We start from the raw sequence: 24,939 nt of genomic DNA, 5'->3' as shown, positions 1-24,939 counted from the left end.
GCCTTCCCACCAAGTTAAATCGGGGTAAGGACGCTTGTCATCGACAGGTCTTGGCGGCACCGCTTGACCCGCTCCGCCCGATCCCCTCCATTCCCGGCCGAACATGGAGTCCCGCCGCATGCGTCTGATCCTTCTGGCCACCACCGCTCTTGCCCTGTCCGCCACGGCCGCCTCGGCCGAAGAGGGGATGTGGACCTTCGACAACTTCCCCATCGCGCGGGCGAACCAGACGCTGGGCACCAGCATCGATCAGGCCTGGCTGGACCGGGTGCGGCTGAGTTCGGTGCGGTTTGGGGGGTGTTCGGCCGGCGTGGTCTCGGACGCCGGACTGGTGCTGACCAACAATCACTGCGTCGCCAGCTGCGTGGCCAATCTGTCGACCCAGGCCGTGAACTATGCCGCCACCGGGTTCACCCCCCGGACCCGCGAGGAGGAGCTTCGTTGTCCGGGCGGCACGGCCGAGATCCTGACCGACATCACCGACGTGACCGACCGCGTCCGGGCGGCGGGCGCCGGGTTGACCGGCCAGGCTTTCACCCGCGCGCGCGACGCCGAGATCGGCCGCATCGAACAGGAACTGTGCGCCGGCGATGACGGCACCACCCCCGCCGACCGTCGCTGTCAGGTGGTCAGCCTGTACCGGGGTGGCCAGTTCAAGCTCTATACCTACAAGCGCTATACCGACGTGCGCCTGGCCTGGGCGCCCGAGGACCGGGCCGCGACCTTCGGCGGCGACCTCGACAATTTCAGCTTCCCGCGCTTCGCCATCGATGCGGCCTTCATCCGCCTGTATGAGAACGGCCGGCCGGTCGCGACGCCGACCCATTTCGTCTGGAACGACGACCAGCCGGTGACCGGCACGCCCGTGTTCGTCTCCGGCAGCCCCGGATCGACCCAGCGCCTGCTGACCCAGGACCAGCTGGCCTCCATCCGCGACGTCGTCCTGCCGATGGACCAGCTGATCGCGTCCGAACTGCGGGGCCGCCTGATCCGCTTCGCCGCCGAGAGCGAGGCGAACGCGTTCATGGCGATGGACCCGATCGTGGGTCTGGAGAACACCTACAAGCGTGGGCTTGGCCGCATGCGCGCCATGACCGATCAGGGCTTCATGGGCCGCCGGGCCGATGCCGAGGCCGACTTCCGCGCCCGCGTCGCCGCCGACGCCGCGATGGCCGAGGCCGCCGCCGACCCCTGGGATGCCTTGGCCGAGGTTCAGCCGGCGGTGCGCGAACTCTATGTGCCCATGGCCCTGCTGGAGGGCGGCACCGGCATCGGCACGACCTCGCCCGGCGGCGGCTCGGTCCTGTTCAACTATGCCCGCACGCTCGTTCGCGCGGCCCAGGAACGCGCCAAGCCCTCGGCCGAGCGCCTGCCGGAATACGGCGACGCCCGTCTGGGGGCGGTCGAGAACGCCCTGATGGCCCCCCGGCCGGTCTATCCGGAGCTGGAGCAGGTGCGGATGGAATGGTGGATGTCCAAGACCCGCGAGTGGCTGACGGTCGACGATCCCCGCGTGCGCACCCTGCTTGGCCGGGAGTCGCCCGAGGCCCTCTCGGCGCGACTGGTCGAAGGCTCGACGCTCGCCGATCCGGCCGTGCGCCGCGCGCTTTGGGACGGCGGGCTTGAGGCCATCCAGGCGTCCGACGACCCTCTGATCCAGTGGATGCTGTCGATCCAGGACGTGACCCGCGGCGTTCGCTCGGATTGGGAGACCCGCGTCCAGGCCCCGACCGAACAGGCGTCCGAACGCCTCGCCGCCGCCCGCTTCGCCGCCTATGGCGACACGGTCTACCCCGACGCCACCGGCACCCTTCGCCTGACCTATGGCCTGATCGAAGGCTCGAACGTCCCGGGTCAGAGGTTCGACGGCTTCACCACCTTCGACGGCCTGTGGGACCGTGCGACCGGCGCGCCGCCCTTCGACGTGGCGCCCAAGCTGCTGGCCGCGCGCGAGGCGATCGACGGCGACACGGTGCTGAACATGACGGTGTCGTCCGACACTATCGGCGGCTCGTCCGGCTCTCCGGTCGTCAATGAGGCGGGCGAGATCGTCGGAGCCAACTTCGACTCCACCGTCCTGACGCAGAGGAACGCCTACGGCTACGACCGCGACGTCAACCGCAGCGTGATCGTCACGACCGGCGCGGTCACCACGGCGCTCCGCGACGTGTACGGAATGGATCGGCTGGTCGCGGAGTTGCGCGCGGACTGAGGCTCGGCCGACAACCGGTCAGGACCGACGGGCGACCTTCGGGAGTTCGTCGGCCGCCGACTTCAGGACCTCGTTGATCCGCGTCTGCCACCCGGCTCCCGTCGCCTTGAAAGCGGCGAGAACCTTGGGCTCGATGCGGATCGATACCTGCACCTTGGGCTCATCGACGCTGGGTCGGCCGCGCCGTGGGCGAAACTGCGAAAAAGCCGCGTCGGAGAACACCGACCGTGCCGGACGGGCGCGGGCGAAATCATCCGCTGTCAACGGGGGCACGTCGTCCTCTGGGTCCAAGCTCATGTCCAATTCTCCCGGTAGAGCTTTCGCTCGTGCTTTTCCGCTCGCCGCAAGCTGATCGGACGGATGCGGTCTTCCCGATAGGTGTGTGCCACGACGAACAGATCGTCTCCGATCGGACCGATAGAAATCCATCGATCCTCTGCATAGGCGAAGCGTCTGTCCTCGAATGTGATCATCAAGTCCGCGTCCATCTCAAAGGCCAGAGCCAGGGACACGCCATGCTTGGCGATGTTGGCCTTGTCCTTGGCGGGATCGAAGTCAGACATGATTTAATGTATCACATTTAGTCTCAAGTCAAGGATTCAGCCGCCCCTGGTGGTCGTCGGCGGCGAAGACGACGTCGCGGTCCGGGCGTTTCACCTTGGAGCCCGGCCGTTTCAGCTCGGTCAGGATGTGGCAGATGACGTTGATGCGGGCGGTCTTCTTGTCGTCGGTGGCCACCACCGTCCACGGGCCTTGCCTGGTATGGCAGTCCGACAGCATGCGGTTCCGCGCGGCGGAATAGCCGTCCCACCGCTTCTGCGCCTCGGCGTCCAGCGACGAGACCTTGAACCGCTTCAGGGGGTCGTCGACGCGCTCGGCCAGGCGTTTGGCCTGTTCGGCCTTGGAGATGTCCAGCCAGATCTTGATCAGCTGGATGCCCGACCCGCGCAGCAGGGTCTCGAAATGCGGCACGTCCTTGAGGAACTGCTCATGCTGCTCGGGGGTACAGAAGCCCATGACCGGCTCGACCCCGGCGCGATTGTACCAGGATCGGTTGAAGATCACCCATTCGCCCGCCGCCGGCAGGTGGGGGACATAACGCTGGAAGTACCACTGGGTGGTCTCGCGCTCGGTCGGCTTGGGCAGGGCGACGACGCGGGTCTGGCGCGGAGAGGCGTATTCGGTGATGCGCTTGATGGCCCCGTCCTTGCCGGCGCTGTCGCGGCCTTCGAAGACGATCAGCACCTTCTGCCCCTGTTCGATCGACCAGTGCTGGGTCTCGACCAGTTCGATCTGCAGCGCCTCCAGCTCGGCCTCGTAGTCGTCCTTCTTGCCCATGATCGCTTCTCCAACCCTTTCCGTCATCCTCCGACCTGATCGGAGGATCGGATGTTCAACAGCTCGTGCGAAGCCGTTAGCGCTTCAGTGGACGCGCGTCCGACCCTCGGATCAAGTCCGAGGGTGACGGAGTGAGGGTTTGGCGATTGTGACCTTCATGCAGGCCGGTCATTGTACGCCCACATGAAACGCGACTTCGCCGATTTCTGGAATCTGTTGTGGGAGGCGTTGCTTGGGGTCTGCGCCGCCTTCGCCTTGCTGAACGTCTTCGCCCCTCCGCAGGACCTGCCGTGGAAGCCGCTGGACCTGAACCGGCCGATCGGCCAGGCCACGGCCGCCAAGGTGTCGGACTTCGCCGTCGCCTTCTCCGCCCCGCGCGAGGAGGTCGAGGCCGTCACCACCGCCTGTATCCAGACCCTGAGGGACGCGGGCGTCGAGGTCCGCCGCGCCGAGGACATCGACGGCGGCGGCTTCTGCCAGGTTCGCAACGCCGTGGTCATCACCGGCGGCGAGATCACGCCGCTGCGGCCCGGCGGCCTGACCATGCAGTGCCCCCTGGCGGTGCGCTACGTCCTGTGGGACCGACAGGTGCTGCGTCCGGCGGCCCAGTCCATCTACGGCTCGGCCCCGGCCTCGGTGAACAACTTCGGCACCTATTCCTGCCGCCGCATCTATGGCTCGACCGATGAGAGCGATCGTCCCAGCGAGCATGCGCGGGCCAATGCCCTGGACGTCGCCTCGGTCACCCTGGCCGACGGGCGGACCGTTTCCGTCGAGGCCGACTGGAGCGGACAGGGGCCGCAAGGGACCGAGGGCTCGGGCTTCCTCAGGGCCCTGCGGAACGGGGCCTGCCGGGTGTTCGCGACGGTGCTGACGCCCGACTACAACGAGGCGCACCGCGACCACCTGCACCTGGATGGGGCGCCGCGCGGCCTCTGCGCCTGATTTCGCTTAACCTCGATCGCCCGACGGGCGAATCGTTCAGGGTTGACCGGGATTGACGGCTGGGAGACAACATTCGCGCAATCCGGATTTCGCGTGGGGTCCAAACCCGCGTCGCTCCTTCTATGAACGAGCCTGTCCAGATGGATTGTCGGGCCCCCTGAAAGGGTGCTCGCCTGGAAGAGCGCGTTTATGGAGACGCAACAATGGCGACCGGTACGGTCAAGTGGTTCAACCCCACGAAAGGCTTCGGCTTCATCCAGCCCGAAAGCGGCGGCGCGGATGTGTTCGTTCACATCACCGCCGTGCAGAAGGCTGGCCTGACGGGCCTCGATGAAAACGCCAAGGTGTCCTACGAGCTGGAATCCCAGCGCGGCAAGACCTCGGCCGTCGACCTCAAGCTGCTCTGATCGACTTCGATCAGGGTCGCTGAAGCGATCAGGCGGGCGCGGTTCCTACGGGGGCCGCGCCCGTTTTCGTTCGGGACGACACCTGCGCCAGGACGATGGCGGCCAGAACGAGCGCCCCGCCCAGGGCCTGGACCGGGGCCAGGACCTCGCCGAACACCAGCCAGCCCAGAACGCCCGCGACGATCGGCTGGATCAGGATGGTCACCGCCGTGATCGAGGCGGGCAGTCGCCCCAGCGCCCAGGCCACGCCGCCCTGGCCCGCCACATGCATCAGCCCCATGCCGGCGCAGGCGGCCCACCCTGCGGCGGTGGCCGGGATCATGTCCTCGCCCAGCATCAGGGCCACGCCGCCCATCAGGGGCAGGCCGGCCAGCGTCGCCCAGAAGGTGACCTTCAGCGCGCCCGCCGTGGTCCGGGCGAACTTCACCATCAGGAAATAGCCCGCGTACCAGACCGACACGAGCAGCGAGAGGGCGTCGCCCAGCGGCGGGTTGGTCCCCTGTCCCCCCGCCTTGCCGGCTGCCATGGCCCAGGCCCCCGCCATGGCGAAACCCAGCGCCAGAAGGAACAGCCGCGCCGGCTTTTCCTTGAAGAACAGCCAGCCGATCAAGGTCACGACCACCGGCGTCAGGTTGCACAGCACCGTGGCGTTGGCGACCGAGGTCATGACGATGCCGTAGTGCCAGAAGCTCAGGTCCAGCGCGAAGAACAGCCCCGCCAGCAGCATCCATTTCGACGGCCGGCCGATGCCCTCACCGCCCGGTCGCGCGACCAGGAGGAACAGCAGCGGCATGGCGAACACGAACCGCCAGAACCCCGCCGCCGCCGGCCCCGTCTCGGTCAGCCTCACCAGGATCGGTGCCAGCCCCAGGATCGACGCCGAGGCCAGCACGACCAGCAGGGGAATCAGGCGGGAGGGGGCGGTGGTCATTCTCCCTCCCCTTTATGGGGAGGGACCGCGAGGCGCCAGTCGAGCGCGGGTGGGGGCGTTCAGAGCGAGCGCACGGACGACACGGCCCCACCCGGGCTTCGCTCCGCTCCGCCGTCCCTCCCCATGAAGGGGAGGGAGAAAGCCATCAGAAGCCCAGCTCCGCCCTCAGCTCCTCCGCCGTCACGCCCGCCTCCCTCAGCGCCATCAGGGTCACCGACCCGTCGCGTTTCGCATAGCGTTTGCCGTCCGGGCCCAGCAGCAGGCGGTGGTGGCGATAGGCCGGCGTGGGCAGGTCCAGCAGGGCCTGGAGCACCCGCTGGATCGAGGTCGTCTCGATCAGGTCCTCGCCCCGGATCACATGGGTCACGCCCTGGGCCGCATCGTCGACGACCGAGGCGATGACGTATCCCGCGCCGATGTCCTTGCGCCCCACGACCATGTCCCCAAGTGTCTCGGGCCGCGCGGTCTTCGCCCCCGGATCGGCCGTCTCTTCGACCCAGGTCAGGGCGTCGAACCCGCCCAGCCGGCCAAGCGCCGCCGCCAGCGACAGCCTCCAGGCGAAGGCCTTGCCTTGAGCCAACAGCGCGGCCTCCTCGTCCGCCGACAGCGGTCCGCCGGTGAAGGCGCGCGCATCGACCGGATCATCGCCGTGCGGCGCCCCGCCCGCCAGGGCCATCAGCTCCTTTCGGGTCCGGAAACAGCGGTACAGCACCCCCATGTCCCGCAGCCGCTCCAGCGCCGCGTCATAGGCTGCGCGTCGCTCGGACTGGCGCACCACCGGCCCGTCCCAGTCCAGCCCCAGCCAGGTCAGGTCCTCGATCAGGGCGATCTCGTACTCGGGCCGGCAGCGGGTGAAGTCGGTATCCTCGATCCGCAGCAGGAAGCGTCCGCGCGCTTCGCGCGCCGCGGTCCAGGCGGTCAGGGCCGAGAAGGCGTGGCCCCGGTGCAGCAGGCCGGTGGGCGAGGGGGCGAAGCGGGTGGTGAAATGCATACCGAACCTTGCCGCTCATCCCCGCGAAAGCGGGGACCCAGTCCTTTGGGAGTCCGAGCATTTCGGATCGCCTTCGTCCGTTGGATCGACCCGCCGAGTTCCGCGAAAGAACTGGGTCCCCGCTTTCGCGGGGATGAGCGGAGAGGTGGAGGCGCCTGTTGCCGGCGTTGGCGGGAATCGGACGCTATCCGCCTCGCCACCCGCGAAAGGGGTGATCGGGCGCGAGACTTCGTCCAGACTGAACATCGCCCGACGCTAGCGCCCCGCCCGGGCCGATCACAAGGACGACGACCATCACGCCAAGAGACCTCGCCGCCGCCCGCCGGGCGCTCGCCGACCGCGATCCGGCCCTGGCCCGCGCCCACGCCCGGACCCCGCCGTTCGAATGGCGGGTGCGCGAGGCGGGGTTCGTCGGCCTGTTCCGCATGATCGTGGAGCAGCAGGTGTCGGTCGCCTCGGCGGCCTCGGTCTGGGCGCGGCTGGAGGCGGGACTGGGCGGGATCACGCCAGAGAACCTGCTGGCTCATGACCACGACAGTCTGCGCGGCATGGGTCTGTCGCGGCAGAAGGCGACCTATGGCCAGGGCATGGCCCGCGCCCAGATCGAGGGCACCATCGACCTGGAGCATCTGTCGACGCTGGACGATGCCGAAGCCATCGAGGCCCTGACCGCGCTGAAGGGTGTCGGGTTGTGGACGGCCGAGGCCTATCTGCTGCTGTGCGAGGGGCGCACCGACGTCTTTCCCGGCGGGGACGTGGCCCTGCAGGAAGCGATCAAGTGGGCGGACGGGGCCGAGGTCCGCCCCGACACCAGGGGGGCCTATGTCCGCGCCGAGATCTGGCGGCCGTATCGCGGCGTCGCCTGCCACCTGTTGTGGGCCTGGTACACCGGGGTGAAGAAGGGCGAGATCGTGCTTGAGGCCGCTCCATGACAGGCCTGGCTGATCCCGCCGTTCTGGCCGCCGAGCTGGCGCGACAGACCGATGTGCTTGGCGCGCTCGATTTCGCGGGCGTCGCCGTCTTCGCCGCCACGGGGGCCCTGGCCGCCGCGCGCGAGAAACACGACCTGGTCACGTTCGGCTTCTTCGCCGCCGTGACCGGCGTTGGGGGCGGCACCCTGCGCGATCTGCTGATCGGAGCGCCGGTCTTCTGGGTCGAGGACTGGCGCTACATCGCCGTCTGCCTGGCGGGAGCCATGACGGTGTGGCTGGTGGGGGCGGGGCCGTGGCGGTTCCGGGCGTTGCTGTGGCTGGATGCCCTGGGCCTCGGTGCCTATGGCGTGCTGGGCGCGGCCAAGGCCGAGGCCTTCGGCGTGGCCCCCCTGATCTGCATCGTCATGGGGGCGCTGACGGCCTGTTTCGGCGGGATCGTGCGCGACCTGCTGGCGGGCCAGCCCTCCATCCTGCTGCGGCGAGAGATCACCGTCTCGGCCGCGCTTCTGGCCGCCACCGTCTTCGTCACCGCCAGGGCCCTGGGCCTCGATCCCTGGCCGGCCGCCCTCATCGCCGCGCCCGCCGGCTTCATCCTGCGCGCCGGGGCCCTGGTCTGGGGGTGGAGCCTGCCGGCCTTTCCGGGCGGCCTGGTCCGGCGGTAGGCCTGAGGGGTTCGGTGCAGGCCGGAGGCGTGAGCCAAGAGGTTCATCACAACGAGCACAACGAAGGCACTAAGGGCACGACGTGTCCGAGCTGGTGGATCGGTCACCGATTGTTCCCGGCAAGCGCTGCGTCACACGCTGTCGGCGGCGAAGCCGCCCCTGTTTCCCCTATCTGCGAGAGGAACCGGCTATCTCGGACAATCGCTCGGTCCCGTCGTGTCCTTTGTGGCTTTCCTTCGTCGTGTCCGTTGTGAAGAACCTCGACCGTCCACCAACACGGTCGACTGCCAGTATCCCACGGCTCTCCACAGCCCAGTCTTCACGGAACCGACGCCAAGCCGTCATGGCGGCGGCGACGAATCGAGGTTAGGGTCGATCCACCAGAGAGAAGGAGCGACGTCTTCAGTCCGATTTCCTCGATCCATCCCGGCATGAGCGGGAGGGCCTGATGCAGGTCTCCCACAAGCCGCCGTCCGGCTTTCCGGCCCTCGTGCTGAACGCCGACTTCAGGCCTTTGTCCTACTACCCCCTGTCACTCTGGCCGTGGGAGGAGGCGGTCAAGGCGGTCTATCAGGACCGCGTGGACGTGGTCTCGACCTATGATCGGGTCGTGCGCAGCCCGTCGATGGAGATGCAGATCCCCAGCGTGATCGCGCTGAAGAGCTACGTCGACCAGAACCGCAGCCCCGCCTTCACCCGCTTCAACGTCTTCCTGCGCGACGGCTTCACCTGCCAGTACTGCGGCGACACCGCCGAACTGACCTTCGACCACGTCATCCCGCGCAGCCGCGGCGGACGCACGACGTGGGAGAACATCGTCGCCGCCTGCTCGCCCTGCAATCTCAGGAAGGGCGGCCGCACGCCCCAGCAGGCGCACATGCCGATCCGCCGCGCCCCGCACCGGCCCAACGCCTATCAGCTCCAGGACGCCGGCCGCCGCTTTCCGCCCAACTACCTGCACCAGAGCTGGCTGGACTACCTATACTGGGACATCGAGCTGGAGCCGTAAGGCCAGGCTTCGCCAGGCGTCAGGCGGCGACCCGGGCGTAGAATGCCTTCAGGGTGTCGAACGCCAGCTTGCGGCGGCCGTGCTCGTCGATCACGCCCTTCCGGTTCCAGCCGCGTTGAAACCGGCCGTGCCAGCGCCGGGGAGATCGGAAGTCCTTGAGCAGCCAGGGCGTGACCCCGGCGAAGGCTCCGGACGCCGCGATCGCCTTCAGCGTCTCCTCGTAGAGCCAGGCCTGGTGCTCCTCGGTCCAGCGGCTTTCGCGCGGGCCGCGATGGCCGTGCAGGGCGTCGGCCCCGAATTCGGACATCAGCAAGGGCTTGTCCCAGGTCGTGCCGAAGGTGACCTGATCGATCTCGGCGGGGGTGCGCTGGCCGTGCCAGCCCTCGTACTGGTTCATGGCCACGACATCGAGGTCGCGCCCCAGTTCATCGGCCACCACCAGCCGCGCCTCGCCATCGCGCACCCCGCCGACATCGACGTTCTTGTTCAGAGCGGCGGTGACCAGTCGGGTCGGATCCAGCCGCCGGACGTCGTCGATGATGGTCCTCAGAAAGCCCAGGCGTTCCGGCGTCTGCGGCGTCTCGTTGGCCACCGACCAGAATGCGATCGAGCAGCGGTTGCGGTCCCTGACGATCATCTCCGCCATCATCTGGCGTCCGAGCGCTAGGGTGGCGGGCGCGGCGTAGGCGACGTCCTCCCAATAGACCGGGATCTCGGACCAGACGATCAGGCCCATCTCGTCGGCCAGCCGCAGCGTGGCCTCTCCATGGGGATAGTGGGCCAGGCGGACGAAGTCGCAGCCCAGCGCCTTGACCTCGGTCAGCAGGGCGCGGGCCTCGGCCTCGGTGCGGATGCGGCCGCCGTCTGCGCCCAGCCGCTCCTCATGCATGGCGATGCCCTTGAGGAAGCGAGGCCGGCCGTTCAGCAGGATCTCGCGCCCGCGCGTCTGGAGCGTTCGGAAGCCGACGCGGTCGGACCAGCGGTCGCCGTCGATCTCGGCGGTGATGTCGTAGAGGCGCGGCGCTTCGGGCGACCACAGCCGCAACCGGCGCGGCGGCGATGCGGACAGCCGGACGCGGCCCTCGCGGCTCGCGACACCGTCCAGCCGCAGGCCCAGTTCGGGGACGGCGAGGCGAACCATCGAGCCGGCCGCCCCCGGTCCGTCCAACTCCACGTCGGCGACGATCCGACCGCCCTCCAGCCGGACGAAGGCGTCGCGGACGAAGGTCGCGGGCGTGTCGACCAGCCAGACGGACCGGGTGATGCCGCCGTGGTTCTTCCAGTCGAAATCCAGCGCCGGCAGGGTCTCGGGGCCGGGGCGGCTGTCGGCGCGCACGACCAGGCTGTTCGAGCCGGGACGCAGGCGATCGGTGACCTCGATCTCGAACGGGGTGAAGCCCCCTTCGTGCTCGGCGATCGGTTCGCCGTTCAGCCAGACGCGGCTGCGATAGTTGACGGCCTCGAACACCAGGAACCGGCGGCGGCCGTCGGCGGGCGGTCCGTCGATGTCGCGGCGATAGTAGGCCGGGCCTTCGTAGTGGAAAAGTTCCGGGGACTGTGTGTTCCAGTCGCCGGGGACGGCGATCTCGTCGCTGGTCTCCCACTCGTATTCGACCAGGGGGCCGTCGTCGGTGGTCGGGCGATCCTCCCAGAAGTTCCGGCGCACCCCGGGCTTTCGGCCCGAGACGTCGAACGGGTCGAGGATCAGCTTCCATTGGCCATCCAGCGAACGGCGCGCCCGGTTCGGCAGGCCTCCGATCAGGGTCGGAGCGGGGTTCGCCCCGATGGTCTGGGCGCGGGCCAGGGGCGCGGTCGCGGCGGCCATACCGGTCAGGGCACCGGCCGAGATCAGGCGGCGGCGGTCGATCATCGTCATGGCAGGGTCTCGTTGACGTCCTGGCCCTGAAGGTCGCGCCAGGCCATCGCCAGGAACCGCAGGCCGAAGGCCCCGGCGATGTCGCGCACCACCAGCCGCACGCGGCCGTCGATGGTACGGGCACGGGTCTCCAGAATGGCCCCGGCCAGGTTGGAGTCGGGATGGTCGGCGGCGAACCGATTGGCCAGCAGCCAGTCGAGGGACCGCTCGATGTTGGCGTCGAACTCCTCGCCCACACCATAGTCCCGCAGCCTCAGCCACAGGATGCCGGAAAACGCCGTGGCCGATCCGGTGATGGAGCCCGGCCGCGAACTGCCGTCGACGTTCAGATCATAGGCGAAACCGCCCCAGCGATCCTGATACCGCGCCATCGCCCGGCCGGTCTTGAGCGCCGCCTCCAGGAAGACCGGGTCGCGGCTCAGCGCATAGGCCTCCAGCAGGGCCTCGGCGTTCCAGACGTTGAAGCGCGGATGGACGCGGCCGGTGTCGGGATCGTTGGGCTCGAACGCCATCCACAGGCCATTGTCGTCCTGGCGGTCGACGACGGTGCGGGCGTGGGCCAGGAACCGGTCGCACCACGTCTGCTCACCGGTATGGCGGCACATGTCGCGGGCCAGATATCCCTCGATGTTCGGCCGTGCGACCTGGTTGACAGAGGCCGGGTTGGCGTCGGGATGATGCGGCGAGCGGTCGGTCCAGAGCGCGCCGGTGTCGGGCTCGATGATGTTGTAGAACAGGCCCGGATGGCCCGGTACGGCGGTGTTCTGAAACAGCCAGCGGCCGGAGCGGGCGGCTGTGTCGGCGTATTTCGGATCGCCCGTGGCACGGCTGAGGGCGAACAGGCCGGGCGTGCCGTCGGACACGGTGGTGAAGTTGATCAGTGGGCCCAGCCGGTCGCCATGGGCGGCGTTGACCAGACCCGCCAGGGGATGGGGCGGCTGGAACTCGGTGGAGATCCACCAGTCCCCGGCGTGGCGCGCGGCGGACAGGAACTCGTGCTCGCCGGTGACCCGCCAGGCCTCGATCAGACCCAGCGCCGTCTGGCCGGTGTGCCAGTGCGGTTCGTACTCGACCCATTCGCCGGCGAGAAGGTCGTAGTCGGCGCGGCCCTTGCCGGTCTCGTCGATCAGGACGCGGGCGGCGTGGGTTCCGACGTCGCGGATGGCCGCCTCGATCTCCGCCAGCCGGGTCGGCGTGGCCGCCACAGGGGCGGGCGACATGAGGAGGGCGACGGCGACGATCACGGCCCGGATCACAGATAGGCACCCCTCTGCCAAGGCACGAACTCGGCGTCGCCGATGCCAAGGGCTTCGGAGGCCGAGGGCTGTCCGGACGCCAGCAACAGCAGCCGGTCGAAGATGCGCGCTCCCATCGCGTCCAGGCTCTCGCCGTCGAGTACCGGAGAGGCATCGACGTCGACGTCCTCGGCCATCCAGCCCGCCAGCCGGGCGTTGGACGCGATCTTGAGGCAGGGCGCGGGCTTGGAGCCGAAGACGGAGCCCCGGCCCGTGGTGAAGGCGATCAGATTGGCGCCCGACGCGATCTGGCCGGTGGCCGAACAGGGGTCGTAGCCGGGGCTGTCCATGAAGGTCAGGCCGGGTTTCCTGAGGGGCTGGGCATAGCCGATGACGTCCTCCAGCGGCGCCGAACCGGCCTTGGCGACGGCGCCGAGCGACTTCTCCAGAATGGTCGTCAGGCCGCCCTTCAGATTGCCGGGAGAGGGATTGTTGTTCAGCGCCATGCCGTTCGCCTCGGCGTGATCGCGCCACCAGGCCAGCCGGTCCATCAGGCGCCGGGCCGTGTCCGGATCGGCGCGGCGCAGCAGCAGGTGTTCGGCTCCCCAGATCTCGGGCGTCTCGGACAGCATCGCCGAGCCGCCGTGGGCGATCAGCCGGTCCACCGCCCGACCCAGCGCCGGATTGGCCGTCACGCCCGACCATCCGTCCGAACCGCCGCACTGGAGCCCGACCGCCAGACCCGAGACCGGCGCGGGCTCGCGCCGGGCCTTGGCGGCGACCGCGATCAGGTCACGGACGATCGACTTGCCGGCCTCGATGGCCTTCAGCGTCCCTCCGGCCTCCTGGATCGACAGGGTGCGCAGCGCCGGCCCCGGCGTCAGGCCTTCCCTGGCCAGCCAGTCCGGAATCTGATTGGCCTCGCAGCCCAGGCCGACGATCAGGACGCCCGCGACGTTGGGGTGCCTTGCATAGCCCGCCAGCGTCCGCTGCAGCAGCCGGATGTCGTCGCCGTCCGAGGCCCCGCCGCAGCCTCCGGTGTGGGTATAGGCGACCACGTCGTCGACGCCCTCGGGCAGGGCGTCGACCGGGAAGGCGTCGGCGATGCGGCGCGCGACCGTGGCCGAGCAGTTGACGCTGGTCAGGACGGCGAGGGTGTTGCGGGTGCCCCAGCGGCCGTCCGCGCGCCGATAGCCGGACCAGGTCGCGGGGTGGACGGGGGCGGGCAGGGGCCGGCGATCCATGCCGACCTCCGCAGCGCGGTCGGCCTCGCTCATGGTCAGATTGTGGGTGTGGACCCAGTCGCCCGGCCCGATGTCGGCGGCGGCGACGCCGATGACCTGGCCGTAGCGGCGCACGGGCGCGCCCGGGGCGACGGCCCGGACGGCGACCTTGTGCCCGGCGGCGACGGCGTCGCGCAGCGTCAGACCGTCCACCGAGGCTCCGGCCGCCAGGTCGGTCAGGACCACGGCCACGTCGTCGTCGGGGTGGAGACGGAGCAGGCTCATGCCCGGCCTCCGACGAGCGAGGCTGCGGCGCGGGCCCCGCTCTGGGACAGGCGGACATAGGCGGCGATCACCGGCGCGGTGAAGCGTGGGTCCATAGCCAGCCGCCGCGGAAAGACCGCCTCGAGCGAGAGCAGGGTGGCGGCGCGCTCCAGGGGATCTGGCGTGCGGGCGACCAGCCGCGCCATTTCCACCGCGAACGGATCGTCCACCACATGGGCCGCTCCCGTCTCGTCCAGGCCGTCCTGCCAGCGCATCCAGGCGGCGACGGCCAGCGCCACGGCCTCGATCGGCTGGCCCCGATCCAGCCGGATCGCCGCCCCCGCCAGCAGCCGCTGCGGCAGCTTTTGTGATCCGTCCATGGCGATCTGGTGGGTGCGGTGCTCCAGGGCGGCATTGGCGAAACGCGCCTTGAGCGCCCGGCGATAGGCGGACAGATCCAGTCCTGCGGGCGGGTCCAGGGTCGAGGCCGCTTCATCCCACAACCGCTCGACGAAGGCCGCGAAGACCGGCTCGGCGATGACCTGGTGCACGAACCGAAGCCCGGCCAGCCCGCCCAGATAGGCCATGGCCGAATGCGCCCCGTTCAGCAGCCGCAGCTTGGCGTCCTCATAGGGGCCGACGGCCGAGGTGATCTGGACGCCTAGCGCCTCGAAGTCCGGACGCGGACCGGCGAAGCGGTCCTCGATCACCCACTGGGTGAAGGGCTCGGTCTTGACCATGCCGTGGTCGTCGACGCCGAGCCGCGCCGCGAGCTCGCGACGATCCTCCGGCGTGGTGGCCGGCACGATGCGGTCGATCATGGTCTGGGGGAAGGCGCAGCCGCCCTCGATCCAGTCCGCCAGCGCAGGATCATGGCGCCGGGCGATGGCCAGGACGGCGTCCTTCACGCGCGCCCCGTTGTGGGGGAGGTTGTCGCAGCTGATGACCGTCAAAGGCCCAAGCCCGCGCGCGTGACGTTCGGCCAGCCCCGCCGCCAGGAATCCCGGCGCGGTGCGAGGCGCGACCAGCGAGGCCAGGTCGGAGGCGACTTCCGGATCGCTCTCGATCAGGGTGCCCGAGGCCGGGTCCAGGCGGTAGCCCTTCTCGGTGACCGTCAGGGTGACCAGGTGGGTCTGGGGATCGGCCAGGGCCTCGACCACGGCGGCGGGGTTCTCCGGCGCGACCAGGACCTCGGCGACCGCGCCGACGACGCGCGTCTCCACACGCTCGCCGTCCCTCACGACCAGACTGTAGAGACCCCCTTGGGTGGCGAGCTGATCGCGCACGCCGGGCGAGCGCAGGGACACGCCGCGCACGCCCCAGCGAGGATCGCCGCCGGCCAGGGCCCGGTCGAAGACGTCGGCCTGGTGCGCGCGATGGAAGGCGCCGATGCCCAGGTGGACGACGCCGGTCCTGACGCTTGCGCGGTCGTAGGCGGGCCGGATCACGTCGGCGGGCAGCCCGTCGAGCGTGGTGGCCGACAGCCGCATCAGCCCAGCAGGCCCGGCAGGGTCAGGCTGAGCGCCGGCACGAAGGTGATGGCCATGAGCGCCGCGAACAGAGCCAGGTAGAAGGGCCAGATCGTTCTCACCGCTTGCTCGACCTTGATCTTGCCGACCGCGCAGCCGACGAACAGCACCGATCCCACCGGCGGCGTGACCAGGCCGATGCCGAGGTTCAGCATCAGCATGATGCCGAACTGGACCGGGTCCATGCCCGTGGCCATGGCGACGGGCAGGAAGATCGGGCTGGTGATGACGATCAGGGGCGCCATGTCCATGAAGGTGCCGAGCACCAGCAGGATGATGTTGATCATCAACAGGATCAGGATCGGATTGTCCGTCAGGGTCTGAAGCAGGGTCGCCAGCTGCTCGGGGGCCTCCAGCAGGGCCAGCAGCCAGCCGAAGGCGGCGGCCGAGCCGATGATCAGCATGACCATGGCCGTGGTCTTGACCGCGTTCTGCGCCGCCGTGGTGAAGCCTCGGAAGCCCAGGGTGCGGTAGACGATCAAGGCGATCACCAGGGTGTAGATCACTGCCACGGCCGAGCTTTCGGTCGGGGTGAAGACCCCGCCCAGCACGCCGCCGAAGATGATCACGGCGGTCAGCAGGCCGGGGATGGCGGCGGCGAAGGCGCGGGCGAAGGCGGGCCAGCCGGGGAACTCTCCCTTGGGATAGCCGCGTCGCACCGCGATGAACCAGGCGACGGCCGCCAGCAGGATGCCGGTCACGATGCCGGGCACGACGCCCGCCAGGAACAGGTCCGCCACCGACACCGACACGCCGGCCGCCGCCGCATAGATGATCATGTTGTGCGACGGCGGGATCAGGATGCCCAGGATCGCCGAGGTCGACGTCACGTTGACCGCGTAGTCGGCGTCATAGCCCTTGGATTTCATCATCGGGATCAGGGTCGAACCGAGCGCGGAGACCGAGGCGACGGCCGAGCCGGACACGCCGCCGAACATCATCGAAGCGCCGACGTCGACGACGCCCAGGCCGCCGCGCATCCGGCCCATCGCCGCGTCGGCCACCCTCACCAACCGCTCGGCGATGCCCGCCTGCTGCATCAGGTCGCCGGCGAAGACGAAGAAGGGAATGGCCATCAGGGCGAAGACGTTCACCCCCGTCGCGATCCGCTGGAACGCCACCACAGGCGCGATGTCCATGAAGATGAAGGTCGCCAGCGACGCGAGCCCCAGCGCGAACGCCACCGGCACGCCGAGGATCAGCAACAGGGCCAGAAGCCCCAGCAGAAGGATCAGCTCCACAACGGCTCCACTTTCCGGCCCCGGGCCTCGGTGATCAGGTGTTCGACCGCGAACAGGACACTCAGCCAGCCGGCGATGGGCAGGGGCAGATAGGCGGCGCCCCTCGGCACGCCCAGCGTCGGGATGTCGAAGGCCCAGGTTCGCGCCACCAGCTCGCCGCCCCAGACGCCCATGGCCGCGCCGAAGCCCGCGACGCACAGCAGCGCCACGATCCGGCTGAGCCGACGCAGGCCCTCCGGCATGGCGTCGGTCGCGGCCGTCATGCCCAGGTGGAACTGCTCGCGCACCCCCACGGCGGCCGCCAGCAGCACGAACCACACCATCAGCAGCAGCGCCGCCTGCTCGGCCCAGGCCGGGGCGTCACCCAGCACATAGCGGGCGAAGACCGACCAGCCGATAATCCCGGTCATGACGATCAGACCGAACGCCGCGAAGGCGAGGGTCCCCCGGCTGATCCAGCGCGAGACGAAGGCGAGACCGGCCAGCATCACGCCATGCCCCGGATCTGCTCGACCAGCGTCCGCTGGGCGTCGGAGGTGATGAAGCGGTCCCAGACCGGTCGCATCGCCGCCTCGAAGGCCGCCCGGTCCAGATCCTCCACCACCTCGACACCCGCCGCGAGGGTGGCCTGTCGCGCCGTCTGCTCGCGCGCCTCCCACAGGCCGCGCATGAAGGGCACGCTTTCGGTCGCGGCGGCGCGGATGATCTCGCGGTCGGCGGGGGTCAGCTTGGCCCAGGTCCGTCCCGATGCGACCAGAACCTCGGGGGCCATGACATGCCGCGTCAGGCTGTAGTAGCGGGCGACCTCGAAATGACGGCTGTCCTGATACGAGGGCCAGTTGTTCTCGGCCCCGTCCACGACCCCCTGCACCAGACCCTGGAAAACCTCGCCATAGGACATGGGGATGGGGCTGGCTCCCAGCGCCTGAACCAGGGCGACATAGAGGTCCGAGGTCTGGACCCTCAGCTTCAGTCCCCGCATGTCGGCCGGCGTCCGGATCGGTCCGCGCGTGTTGTAGAAGCTGCGCTCGCCCGAGTCGTAGAAGGCCAGACCGATCAGGCCGTGCCGTTCCAGGGCGTTCAGCACCGTCCGCCCCGGCGCGCCGTCCAGCGATCGGCGCATATGATCGGTGGACTGGAACAGGAACGGCAGCGACGGCACCAGCGTCAGCGGCTCGATCGGATTCAGCGGCGCCAGATTGACCCGGTTGATGTCCAGCCCGCCGAAGACGGTGATCTCCAGCGTGTCCTTTTCTTCGCCCAGCTGGCCGCCGGCGTAGTTGCGAAGCCTCAGCCGCCCGTTCGTCCGTTCGGAGATCAGCTGTCCGAAATGATCGACCGCCGCGACGGTGGGATATCCCGACGGATGGGTGTCTGCGCCCCTCAGCGGCCGCTCGCCGATCTCCTGCACGCAGGCGGCGGCGGGGGCGGCGAGGGCGGCGGCGATCAGGGCGCGTCGGGTCTGCGTCACAGCCTGTAGGCCGCCTTGACCAGGTCGTATGTGAGTGCGCGCGCCAACTCGTGAGCCTCGTCTTCCTCGATGCGGTGCTCCACGACTAGCCGGGCTAGGAAACCGGTGTCAATGCGCCGGGCCACGTCGTGCCGGGCCGGGATCGACAGGAAGGCCCGCGTGTCGTCGTTGAAGCCGACGGTGTTGTAGAAGCCGGCCGTCTCGGTCACCTGTTCGCGAAAACGGCGCATGCCCTCGGGGCTGTCGTGGAACCACCAGGGCGGACCGAGCCGCAGCGCCGGATAGTGGCCCGCCAGTGGGGCGAGCTCTCGTGAATAGGCCGTCTCGTCCAGGGTGAAGAGGATGATCGTCAGCCCGGGCTCTGACCCCACGGCGTCCAGCAACGGCTTCAACGCCGAAACGTAGTCGGTGCGGGTCGGGATGTCGGCGCCCTTGTCCCGTCCGAACCGCGTGAACACCGTGCCGTTGTGGTTCCGGAAGCTGCCGGGATGGATCTGCATCACCAGCCCGTCGTCCAGGCTCATGCGCGCCATCTCGGTCAGCATCTGCCCCCGGAACAGCTCGGCGTCGGTGGCGGAGACGGGGCCGGTCGCGACGCGCTCGTACAAGGCGGCGGCCTGGTCCTGCGGCAGGTCGGCGGTGAAGGCGGTCGGATGGCCGTGGTCGGTCGACGTCGCGCCGTGCGCGGCGAAGACCGCCCGGCGTGTGCGGTGCGCCGCCAGATAGCCTTGCCAACTGCCGACATCCTCGCCGGTCAGGGCGCCGAAACGGACGAGGTTGTCGTGAAAGCCCTCGAAGTCCGGGTCCATCACCGGGTCGGGCCGATAGGCGGTGACGACCTTGCCCGACCAGCCGCTGTCGCGGATCGTCCGGTGGTGCGCCAGGTCGTCGAGTGGCCCCTCGGTCGTGGCGATGACCTCGATGCCATAGCGTTCGAACAGGGCACGCGGGCGAAACGCCTCGGTCTTCAGGGCCGCGTCGATGACGTCGTAGTAGTGGTCCGCCGTCTCGGCCGACAGACGCACGTCCAGGCCGAACACCTCGGCATAGACCCAGTCGTGCCACATCCGCGACGGCGTTCCCCGGAACAGGTGATACCGCTCGGCGAAGCGTCGCCAGATCGCGCGGGGGTCCGTCTCGACCGGCCCGCCATCGGCTCTCGGGACGCCGAGGTCCTCCAGGGCCACGCCCTGGCTGTAGAGCATGCGAAAGACGTAGTGGTCCGGCGTGATCAGCAACTCCGCCGGGTTCTTCCAGTTCTGGTTCAGGGCGAACCAGGACGGATCGGTGTGGCCGTGCGGACTGACGATCGGCAGGTCCTTGATCTCGGCGTGCAACCGCCGGGCGACGGCGCGGGTGTCGGGGTCGGCCGGGAACAGGCGGTCGGGGTGCAGGCGCAGAGGATGGGTCATCAGTGGGTCGTCGCGGCGTAGCGTTCGCGCTGTTGGGCGATCCGGGCGCGGGCCTCCTCCATCGCCTCGGTCTCGGTGGCTTCCAGCAGGGACTCGATCACCCGGGTCAGGTGATCGCGCATGGCCGCACGGGCGGCGGCGGGGTCGCGCATGTTCAGGGCCTCGACGATGGCGGCGTGCTCGTTGATGCGCGGCTTGACCCCCGCAGCCCGGACCTTCTGGGACAGGAACTGGTGCTGGGGCGAACGGCTGCGCGCGTCCCACAGGCCGCGAACGGCCTGGATCATCGCGCTGTTCTGGGTCGCCTCGACGATCACCATGTGAAAGCGCCGGTCGGCGTCCTCGCTCATGACCACGTCGCGGGCGTTCTCGTCCTCCATCTCGTCGACCAGGGCGCGGAGCTGGGCGATGGTGTCGGGCGTCATGCGCAGGGCCGCCATGGCGCAGGCCTCGCCCTCGACCGCGCGACGCGCTTCCAGCAGTTCGAACGGCCCGATGTCGGTCTCGCCGGCCTTGCCGCCCGTCGGCCGTTTGGCCCGGACATAGACGCCGGAGCCCATCTTGACCTCGACCAGGCCGTCCAGCTCCAGCGCGATCACGGCCTCGCGCACGGTCGGGCGTGAGACACCGAAGGTCTGGGCCAGATCGCGTTCGGACGGCAGGCGCTCGCCCACCCTGGGCTCGCCGGCCGCGATCCGCGCGGCCAGCGCCTCGGCGACCTGCTCGTAAAGCCTCTTGGTTTCGGACTTGGCGGACATGACCACTCTTCTATCTGGCCTGACCAATCTGGACAATCCAAAATCGGCCGCCTAGGGTGTCATGTGTTCTAGCACAGGATTGTCGCATGCCCGCCGCCGATGGAGACGCCCGCACCGTGAGGGCCGACGGGTCTGGTCTGGTCGGGGTCGCCTCGCCTCTGCTCATCACCGCCGCGCGGGTCATCGTAACCTGCCCCGGGCGCAACTTCGTCACCCTCAAGATCGAGACCGATCAGGGCGTCTATGGCATCGGCGACGCGACCCTGAACGGGCGCGAGATGGCGGTTGTCGCCTATCTGAACGACCACGTCTGTCCGCTGCTGATCGGGCGCGACGCCAGGCGCATCGAGGACACCTGGCAGCTGCTCTATCGCGGCTCCTACTGGCGGCGCGGCCCGGTGACCATGCGGGCCATCGCGGCGGTCGACGTCGCCCTGTGGGACATCAAGGGCAAGGCGCTGGGCGCGCCCCTGCACGAGCTTCTGGGCGGCCGGTCGCGCGACCGGGTGATGGTCTACGGCCATGCCAACGGCGCCGACATCGAAGAGACGGTCGACGCCGTCGGTCGCTACATCGACCTGGGCTATCAGGCCATCCGCGCCCAGACCGGCGTGCCCGGCCTGACCAACGCCTATGGGGTGGGCCGTGGCGAGATGCACTACGAGCCCGCCGACGCCTCCCTGCCGACCGAGACCGTGTGGGACACGCGCCGCTACCTGACCCATGTGCCCAAGCTGTTCCAGCGGCTGCGCGACACCTATGGGCCCGAGCCGCGTCTGCTGCACGACGGCCATCACCGCATGACGCCGCAGGAGGCCGCGCGTCTGGGCAAGTCGTTGGAGCCCTACGACCTGTTCTGGCTGGAGGACGCCACCCCGGCCGAGAACCAGGAGGCCTTCCGTCTGGTCCGCCAGCACACGACGACGCCTCTGGCGGTCGGCGAGGTGTTCAATACGATCTGGGACTGCAAGGACCTGATCCAGGAACAGCTGATCGACTATATCCGCACGACCATCGTCGGGGCGGGCGGCCTGACCCATCTGCGCCGGATCGCCGATTTCGCGGCCGTATGGGGGGTGCGGACGGGCTGCCACGGTGCCACCGACCTGTCGCCGGTGACCCTGGGCGCGGCCGTTCACTTCGACGCCTGGGTCCCCAACTTCGGCATCCAGGAATACATGCGCCACACCGAGGCGACCGACGCCGTCTTCCCCCACGACTACCGCTTCGGGGCCGGCTTCCTGATCCCCGGCGACCGGCCAGGCCATGGGGTCGATATCGACGAGGCTTTGGCCGCTCGATACCCCTACGATCCGCGCCAGCTGCCCATCGCGCGCCTGACCGACGGCACCCTGTGGAACTGGTAGGGTGATCCGCCCCCAGCGGAACGCCTTTCGCGACGTCATTGATTTGAGCGGCATCTGGCGCATCCGCTTCGATCTGAACGACGAGGGCGAGGCGGGGGACTGGGGCGCTGGATCGGACCCCGCTGGCACCCATCCCGTCGCCGTGCCGGGCTCGTGGAACGAGCAACTCGCCGAGGCCGGGTTCATGGATTACCAGGGTGCCGCCTGGCTCCAGACCGACGTCTCCGTGCCGACGTCGTTCGAGGGGCGGGGCATCCGGCTGAGGTTCGACAGCGCGGATTTTTCGGCGCGCGTGTTCGTGGACGGCGTCTTTGCGGGCGAGAGCGGCCCCGCCTTCCTGCCGTTCGAGATCGACAGCGACCGGCTGGTCGCGGGCCGGACGGTCCGGATCGTCGCCCGCGTCGATAACCGGCTGTCTCTGGACGGACCCACGTCCGGCGTCGGCATGGAACAGTATGTCGCCGAGGGTCGCGTACGCGACGAATACCGCCCGGCGGTTCGCTTCGACTTCTTCCCGTACGGCGGACTGAACCGCCCCGTCTGGCTGACGGCGACGCCGATGGGCGGGATCGAAGCGGTGCGGCTGCGCGCCTCGGCGGACGGCACGCTCACCCTCACGGCCGAGGCTCCGCCGGGCTCGCGCATCCGCGTCGCCCTCGCGGACGTCGAGGCCGAGGGCCTCGCGGGGGAGCCGATCAGCCTGCGCGTGCCCGACGTCCGCCCCTGGTCGCCCGCCGACCCCGCGCTCTACGACGTCGTCGTCGAGCGGCTGGATGCGCTGGGCATCGTCGCCGACCGGATCGACCTCCGCACCGGCTTCCGCGACGTCGAGGCGCGCGGCCACGCGCTGCTGCTGAACGGCGAACCTGTCACGCTCAAGGGCTTCGGCAAGCACGAGGACGGACCGATCCGGGGGCGCGGCCTCGATCTTCCGCAACTGGTGAAGGACTTCGGCCTGCTGGACTGGACCCACGCCAACTCGGTTCGGACCTCCCATTACCCCTACAGCGAAGACTTCCTCGATTTCGCCGACGAGCGGGGCATCCTGGTGATCGACGAGGTCTTCTCGGTCAATCTCGACTTCCGCCAGGTGACCGAGGCGACCCTGGCGCAGCACCGGGCGGCGGTCGAAGCCCTGATCGCGCGCGACGGCCACCGCCCCAGCGTCATCGCCTGGTCCCTCGCCAACGAGCCGGGCTACCTGGCCGAGCCGGAGTATCGCTGGCGGTCCGGTCCCTACTGGAAGGATCTGTTCGGCCACGCTCGCGACCTCGACCCGACCCGTCCCCTGACCCACGCCAACGTCGGCTATGCCGGGCTGGACGATCCGGCGTTCGAACAGGCCGACATCGTGTCGATCAACCGCTATTTCGGCTGGTATCAGGCCCCGGCCCAGATCGAGCGGGCGGTCGCGCTGCTGCGCGCCGACCTCGACGCCGTGGCGGCCCACGGCAAGCCGGTGTTCGTGGCCGAGTTCGGGGCCGACGCCCTGGCCGGCCAGCATTCCACCTCGCCCCAGCTGTTCACCGAGGAATACCAGGCCGATCTGATCGCCGCCTTCTGGGCCGAGATCCAGGCCCACCCCGCCTGCATCGGCGGACACGTCTGGAACTTCGCCGACTTCCGCACGGCCCAGCATTCGCGCCGCGTGGTGCTGAACCTGAAGGGTGTCTTCACCCGCGACCGCCAGCCCAAGCGCGCGGCCTTCGTCCTGCGCGACCTCTGGAAGGACACGCGGTGACCGCCGCGCCGCTTCCGCTGCGCCGCAAGCTCGGCTGGGCCGTGGGCGACTTCGGCTTCAACCTGTATTGGCAGACGCTGAATCTGCTGCTGATGCCCTTCTACACCGACGTCCTGGGGCTGGATCCCCGGCTCGCCGGAACGGTCTTCCTGGTCGCCAGCCTGTGGGATGGGTTCGCCGATTCCGTGATCGGTGCCATCGCCGACCGGACCCGGACCAGGTGGGGCAGCTATCGGCCCTATCTGGTGTTCGCCAGCCCGGCCGTGGCGGTCTGTTTCGCCCTGTGTTTCCTGAGCCCGTCAGGCGGGGCCTTCGCTGAACAGTCGGGTCTGTTCCTCTACGCCCTGCTCAGCCAGATCCTGATGCGGACCGCCTATTCGGTGGTGTCGATCCCCTATTCGTCGTTGTCGGCCCGCATCTCGGGCGACGCGAACGAGCGGGCCTCGCTGGCGGGGTGGCGGATGGTGTTCGCCTTTTCGGGCGGGGCGGCGGTGACCTATCTGATGCCGACCCTGGTCGAGCGGGCGGGCGGAGAGGGCAACCCCTTCGCCTATGTCATCGCCGCCGGCGCTGTCGGTCTGCTGTCCTTGCCGATCTTCTGGCTGTGCTTTCTTGAGACGCGCGAGCCGCCGCGCGAGGTGGAGCTCAACCCGGTGGGCTTCTCGCTGAAGGCGGTCGGCGACGATGCGCGCACGGTGGGCCGGATGCTGCGTCTGAACGGACCGCTGATGCGGGTTTTCGCCTGCATCATCGTCTCGTCGCTCGCCTTCACCATGACCAACAAGGCCCTGACCTACTACGTCAACCACACCCTGGAGCGCCCGGATCTCAGGGACACCCTGGTGCCTCTGGCGCTGATCGCCAATCTGATGTTCAGCCCCTTCTGGGCCTGGGTGGCGAGGAAACGGTCCAAGCGTGACGCCTGGCTGCTGGCCAATGTCTGGAGCGCGGTCGCCTATGCCGCCTTCTGGCTCATCCCGTCGCGGGACCCGGTCATCGCGGCTCTCCTGCTGACCGCCGTTTCGGCCGCCAACGTCGGCTATCAGGTGCTGTTCTGGGCCATGCTGCCCGACACGGTCGAATACAACGCCCACGTCACCGGCCAGCGCCACGACGCCAAGGTGTTCGGCCTGGCCAGCTTCGCCAAGCAGCTGGCGCTCGGCGTCAACGGATTCCTGTTCGGCTGGCTGCTGTTCGCCATCGGCTATGTCGACGGCGTCGATGTGACCCCCGCCACCGCCGACGGCATCAAGGTCATCATGACGGTGGTGCCCCTGATCGGCGTCGTCCTGTCGGCGATGATCATGTGGGGCTACCGACTGGACCAGGCCGAGCACGCCCGCGTCAGCCGCGCCACCGAACAAGGCGTGGAGCCGGGCTTCGAACAGACCTGAC

General features: G+C 69.3%; 23 protein-coding genes. 9 read left to right on the top strand and 14 right to left on the bottom strand.

Annotated elements, in window-relative coordinates:
* Positions 1 to 118: 118 nt before the first annotated feature.
* Entirely contained in the window at positions 119 to 2,212 is a 2,094-nt protein-coding gene (locus ABN401_RS06580; RefSeq protein ID WP_349684032.1) for a S46 family peptidase, read from the top strand.
* A gap of 18 nt (positions 2,213 to 2,230) precedes the next feature.
* Here the strand turns inward: ABN401_RS06580 and ABN401_RS06575 are convergent, their stop codons facing one another.
* The 3 genes from ABN401_RS06575 to ppk2 are packed head-to-tail and all read right to left on the bottom strand — an operon-like array spanning position 2,231 to position 3,550.
* Positions 2,231 to 2,509 (bottom strand): BrnA antitoxin family protein, encoded by a 279-nt coding sequence (locus ABN401_RS06575; RefSeq protein ID WP_349684031.1) that lies wholly within the window; start codon positions 2,507 to 2,509, stop codon positions 2,231 to 2,233.
* Positions 2,506 to 2,775: a BrnT family toxin gene (locus tag ABN401_RS06570; protein WP_349684030.1), complete on the bottom strand. Its 270-nt coding sequence runs from the start codon at positions 2,773 to 2,775 to the stop codon at positions 2,506 to 2,508. The genes ABN401_RS06575 and ABN401_RS06570 overlap by 4 nt, the downstream gene beginning before the upstream one ends.
* Before the next feature lie 28 nt (positions 2,776 to 2,803).
* Positions 2,804 to 3,550, bottom strand: coding sequence for a polyphosphate kinase 2 (gene ppk2, locus ABN401_RS06565; protein WP_349684029.1), 747 nt, complete (start codon positions 3,548 to 3,550; stop codon positions 2,804 to 2,806).
* Positions 3,551 to 3,733: 183 nt separating this feature from the next.
* Here ppk2 and ABN401_RS06560 point away from each other — a divergent pair, with 183 nt between their 5' ends.
* Both ABN401_RS06560 and ABN401_RS06555 read left to right on the top strand, forming a co-directional pair.
* Positions 3,734 to 4,495: an extensin-like domain-containing protein gene (locus ABN401_RS06560; protein WP_349684028.1), complete on the top strand. Its 762-nt coding sequence runs from the start codon at positions 3,734 to 3,736 to the stop codon at positions 4,493 to 4,495.
* Positions 4,496 to 4,698: 203 nt separating this feature from the next.
* Positions 4,699 to 4,902 carry a cold-shock protein gene (locus ABN401_RS06555; RefSeq protein WP_077356590.1) on the top strand — a complete coding sequence of 68 codons (204 nt, stop codon included), beginning with the start codon at positions 4,699 to 4,701 and terminating at the stop codon, positions 4,900 to 4,902.
* Between the two features lie 28 nt (positions 4,903 to 4,930).
* On the opposite strand, the gene ABN401_RS06550 is transcribed toward ABN401_RS06555, so the two are convergent.
* Together ABN401_RS06550 and gluQRS are read right to left on the bottom strand one after the other, a co-directional pair.
* Positions 4,931 to 5,833, bottom strand: a complete 903-nt coding sequence (locus tag ABN401_RS06550; protein ID WP_349684027.1) for a DMT family transporter — start codon at positions 5,831 to 5,833, stop codon at positions 4,931 to 4,933.
* A 145-nt stretch (positions 5,834 to 5,978) separates the two neighbouring features.
* Positions 5,979 to 6,824: a tRNA glutamyl-Q(34) synthetase GluQRS gene (gene gluQRS, locus ABN401_RS06545; RefSeq protein WP_349684026.1), complete on the bottom strand. Its 846-nt coding sequence runs from the start codon at positions 6,822 to 6,824 to the stop codon at positions 5,979 to 5,981.
* A gap of 392 nt (positions 6,825 to 7,216) precedes the next feature.
* Here gluQRS and ABN401_RS06540 point away from each other — a divergent pair, with 392 nt between their 5' ends.
* From ABN401_RS06540 to ABN401_RS06530, 3 genes are all read left to right on the top strand, one after another.
* Positions 7,217 to 7,756 carry a DNA-3-methyladenine glycosylase family protein gene (locus tag ABN401_RS06540; protein WP_349684025.1) on the top strand — a complete coding sequence of 180 codons (540 nt, stop codon included), beginning with the start codon at positions 7,217 to 7,219 and terminating at the stop codon, positions 7,754 to 7,756.
* A complete protein-coding gene (locus tag ABN401_RS06535) occupies positions 7,753 to 8,418 on the top strand; it encodes a trimeric intracellular cation channel family protein (protein ID WP_349684024.1) in 666 nt (221 codons plus the stop codon). Before ABN401_RS06540 ends, ABN401_RS06535 begins: the two co-directional genes overlap by 4 nt.
* A 448-nt stretch (positions 8,419 to 8,866) precedes the next feature.
* The gene (locus ABN401_RS06530) at positions 8,867 to 9,427 is read left to right on the top strand and encodes an HNH endonuclease (RefSeq protein WP_349684023.1); all 561 of its coding nucleotides are present in this window, start codon (positions 8,867 to 8,869) and stop codon (positions 9,425 to 9,427) included.
* Positions 9,428 to 9,446: 19 nt separating this feature from the next.
* On the opposite strand, the gene ABN401_RS06525 is transcribed toward ABN401_RS06530, so the two are convergent.
* The 9 genes from ABN401_RS06525 to ABN401_RS06485 are packed head-to-tail and all read right to left on the bottom strand — an operon-like array spanning position 9,447 to position 20,436.
* The gene (locus tag ABN401_RS06525; RefSeq protein ID WP_349684022.1) at positions 9,447 to 11,303 is read right to left on the bottom strand and encodes a glycoside hydrolase family 2 protein; all 1,857 of its coding nucleotides are present in this window, start codon (positions 11,301 to 11,303) and stop codon (positions 9,447 to 9,449) included.
* Positions 11,300 to 12,547, bottom strand: a complete 1,248-nt coding sequence (locus tag ABN401_RS06520) for a hypothetical protein (RefSeq protein ID WP_349684021.1) — start codon at positions 12,545 to 12,547, stop codon at positions 11,300 to 11,302. Before ABN401_RS06520 ends, ABN401_RS06525 begins: the two co-directional genes overlap by 4 nt.
* A gap of 8 nt (positions 12,548 to 12,555) precedes the next feature.
* Positions 12,556 to 14,046: a UxaA family hydrolase gene (locus tag ABN401_RS06515; protein WP_349684020.1), complete on the bottom strand. Its 1,491-nt coding sequence runs from the start codon at positions 14,044 to 14,046 to the stop codon at positions 12,556 to 12,558.
* A complete protein-coding gene (locus ABN401_RS06510; RefSeq protein ID WP_349684019.1) occupies positions 14,043 to 15,515 on the bottom strand; it encodes a mannitol dehydrogenase family protein in 1,473 nt (490 codons plus the stop codon). Before ABN401_RS06510 ends, ABN401_RS06515 begins: the two co-directional genes overlap by 4 nt.
* Positions 15,515 to 16,795 (bottom strand): TRAP transporter large permease, encoded by a 1,281-nt coding sequence (locus ABN401_RS06505; RefSeq protein WP_349684018.1) that lies wholly within the window; start codon positions 16,793 to 16,795, stop codon positions 15,515 to 15,517. The genes ABN401_RS06510 and ABN401_RS06505 overlap by 1 nt, the downstream gene beginning before the upstream one ends.
* On the bottom strand, positions 16,786 to 17,286 hold the full coding sequence (locus ABN401_RS06500) for a TRAP transporter small permease (RefSeq protein ID WP_349684017.1): 501 nt from the start codon (positions 17,284 to 17,286) through the stop codon (positions 16,786 to 16,788). The genes ABN401_RS06505 and ABN401_RS06500 overlap by 10 nt, the downstream gene beginning before the upstream one ends.
* Positions 17,283 to 18,266, bottom strand: a complete 984-nt coding sequence (locus ABN401_RS06495; protein ID WP_349684016.1) for a TRAP transporter substrate-binding protein — start codon at positions 18,264 to 18,266, stop codon at positions 17,283 to 17,285. Before ABN401_RS06495 ends, ABN401_RS06500 begins: the two co-directional genes overlap by 4 nt.
* Positions 18,263 to 19,678, bottom strand: a complete 1,416-nt coding sequence (uxaC, locus tag ABN401_RS06490) for a glucuronate isomerase (RefSeq protein ID WP_349684015.1) — start codon at positions 19,676 to 19,678, stop codon at positions 18,263 to 18,265. Before uxaC ends, ABN401_RS06495 begins: the two co-directional genes overlap by 4 nt.
* Positions 19,678 to 20,436 carry a FadR/GntR family transcriptional regulator gene (locus ABN401_RS06485; RefSeq protein WP_349684014.1) on the bottom strand — a complete coding sequence of 253 codons (759 nt, stop codon included), beginning with the start codon at positions 20,434 to 20,436 and terminating at the stop codon, positions 19,678 to 19,680. The genes uxaC and ABN401_RS06485 overlap by 1 nt, the downstream gene beginning before the upstream one ends.
* An 86-nt stretch (positions 20,437 to 20,522) precedes the next feature.
* Between ABN401_RS06485 and manD the strand changes: the two genes are divergently transcribed.
* The 3 genes from manD to ABN401_RS06470 are packed head-to-tail and all read left to right on the top strand — an operon-like array spanning position 20,523 to position 24,938.
* A complete protein-coding gene (gene manD, locus ABN401_RS06480) occupies positions 20,523 to 21,803 on the top strand; it encodes a D-mannonate dehydratase ManD (RefSeq protein ID WP_349684013.1) in 1,281 nt (426 codons plus the stop codon).
* A gap of 1 nt (position 21,804) precedes the next feature.
* On the top strand, positions 21,805 to 23,544 hold the full coding sequence (locus tag ABN401_RS06475) for a glycoside hydrolase family 2 TIM barrel-domain containing protein (RefSeq protein WP_349684012.1): 1,740 nt from the start codon (positions 21,805 to 21,807) through the stop codon (positions 23,542 to 23,544).
* Positions 23,541 to 24,938, top strand: a complete 1,398-nt coding sequence (locus ABN401_RS06470; protein WP_349684011.1) for an MFS transporter — start codon at positions 23,541 to 23,543, stop codon at positions 24,936 to 24,938. The genes ABN401_RS06475 and ABN401_RS06470 overlap by 4 nt, the downstream gene beginning before the upstream one ends.
* Position 24,939: the final 1 nt, after the last annotated feature.

It is taken from the genome of Brevundimonas aurifodinae, assembly GCF_040195595.1.
Classification (GTDB): domain Bacteria; phylum Pseudomonadota; class Alphaproteobacteria; order Caulobacterales; family Caulobacteraceae; genus Brevundimonas; species Brevundimonas aurifodinae.
This window is presented reverse-complemented; position numbering and strand designations above follow the sequence as displayed.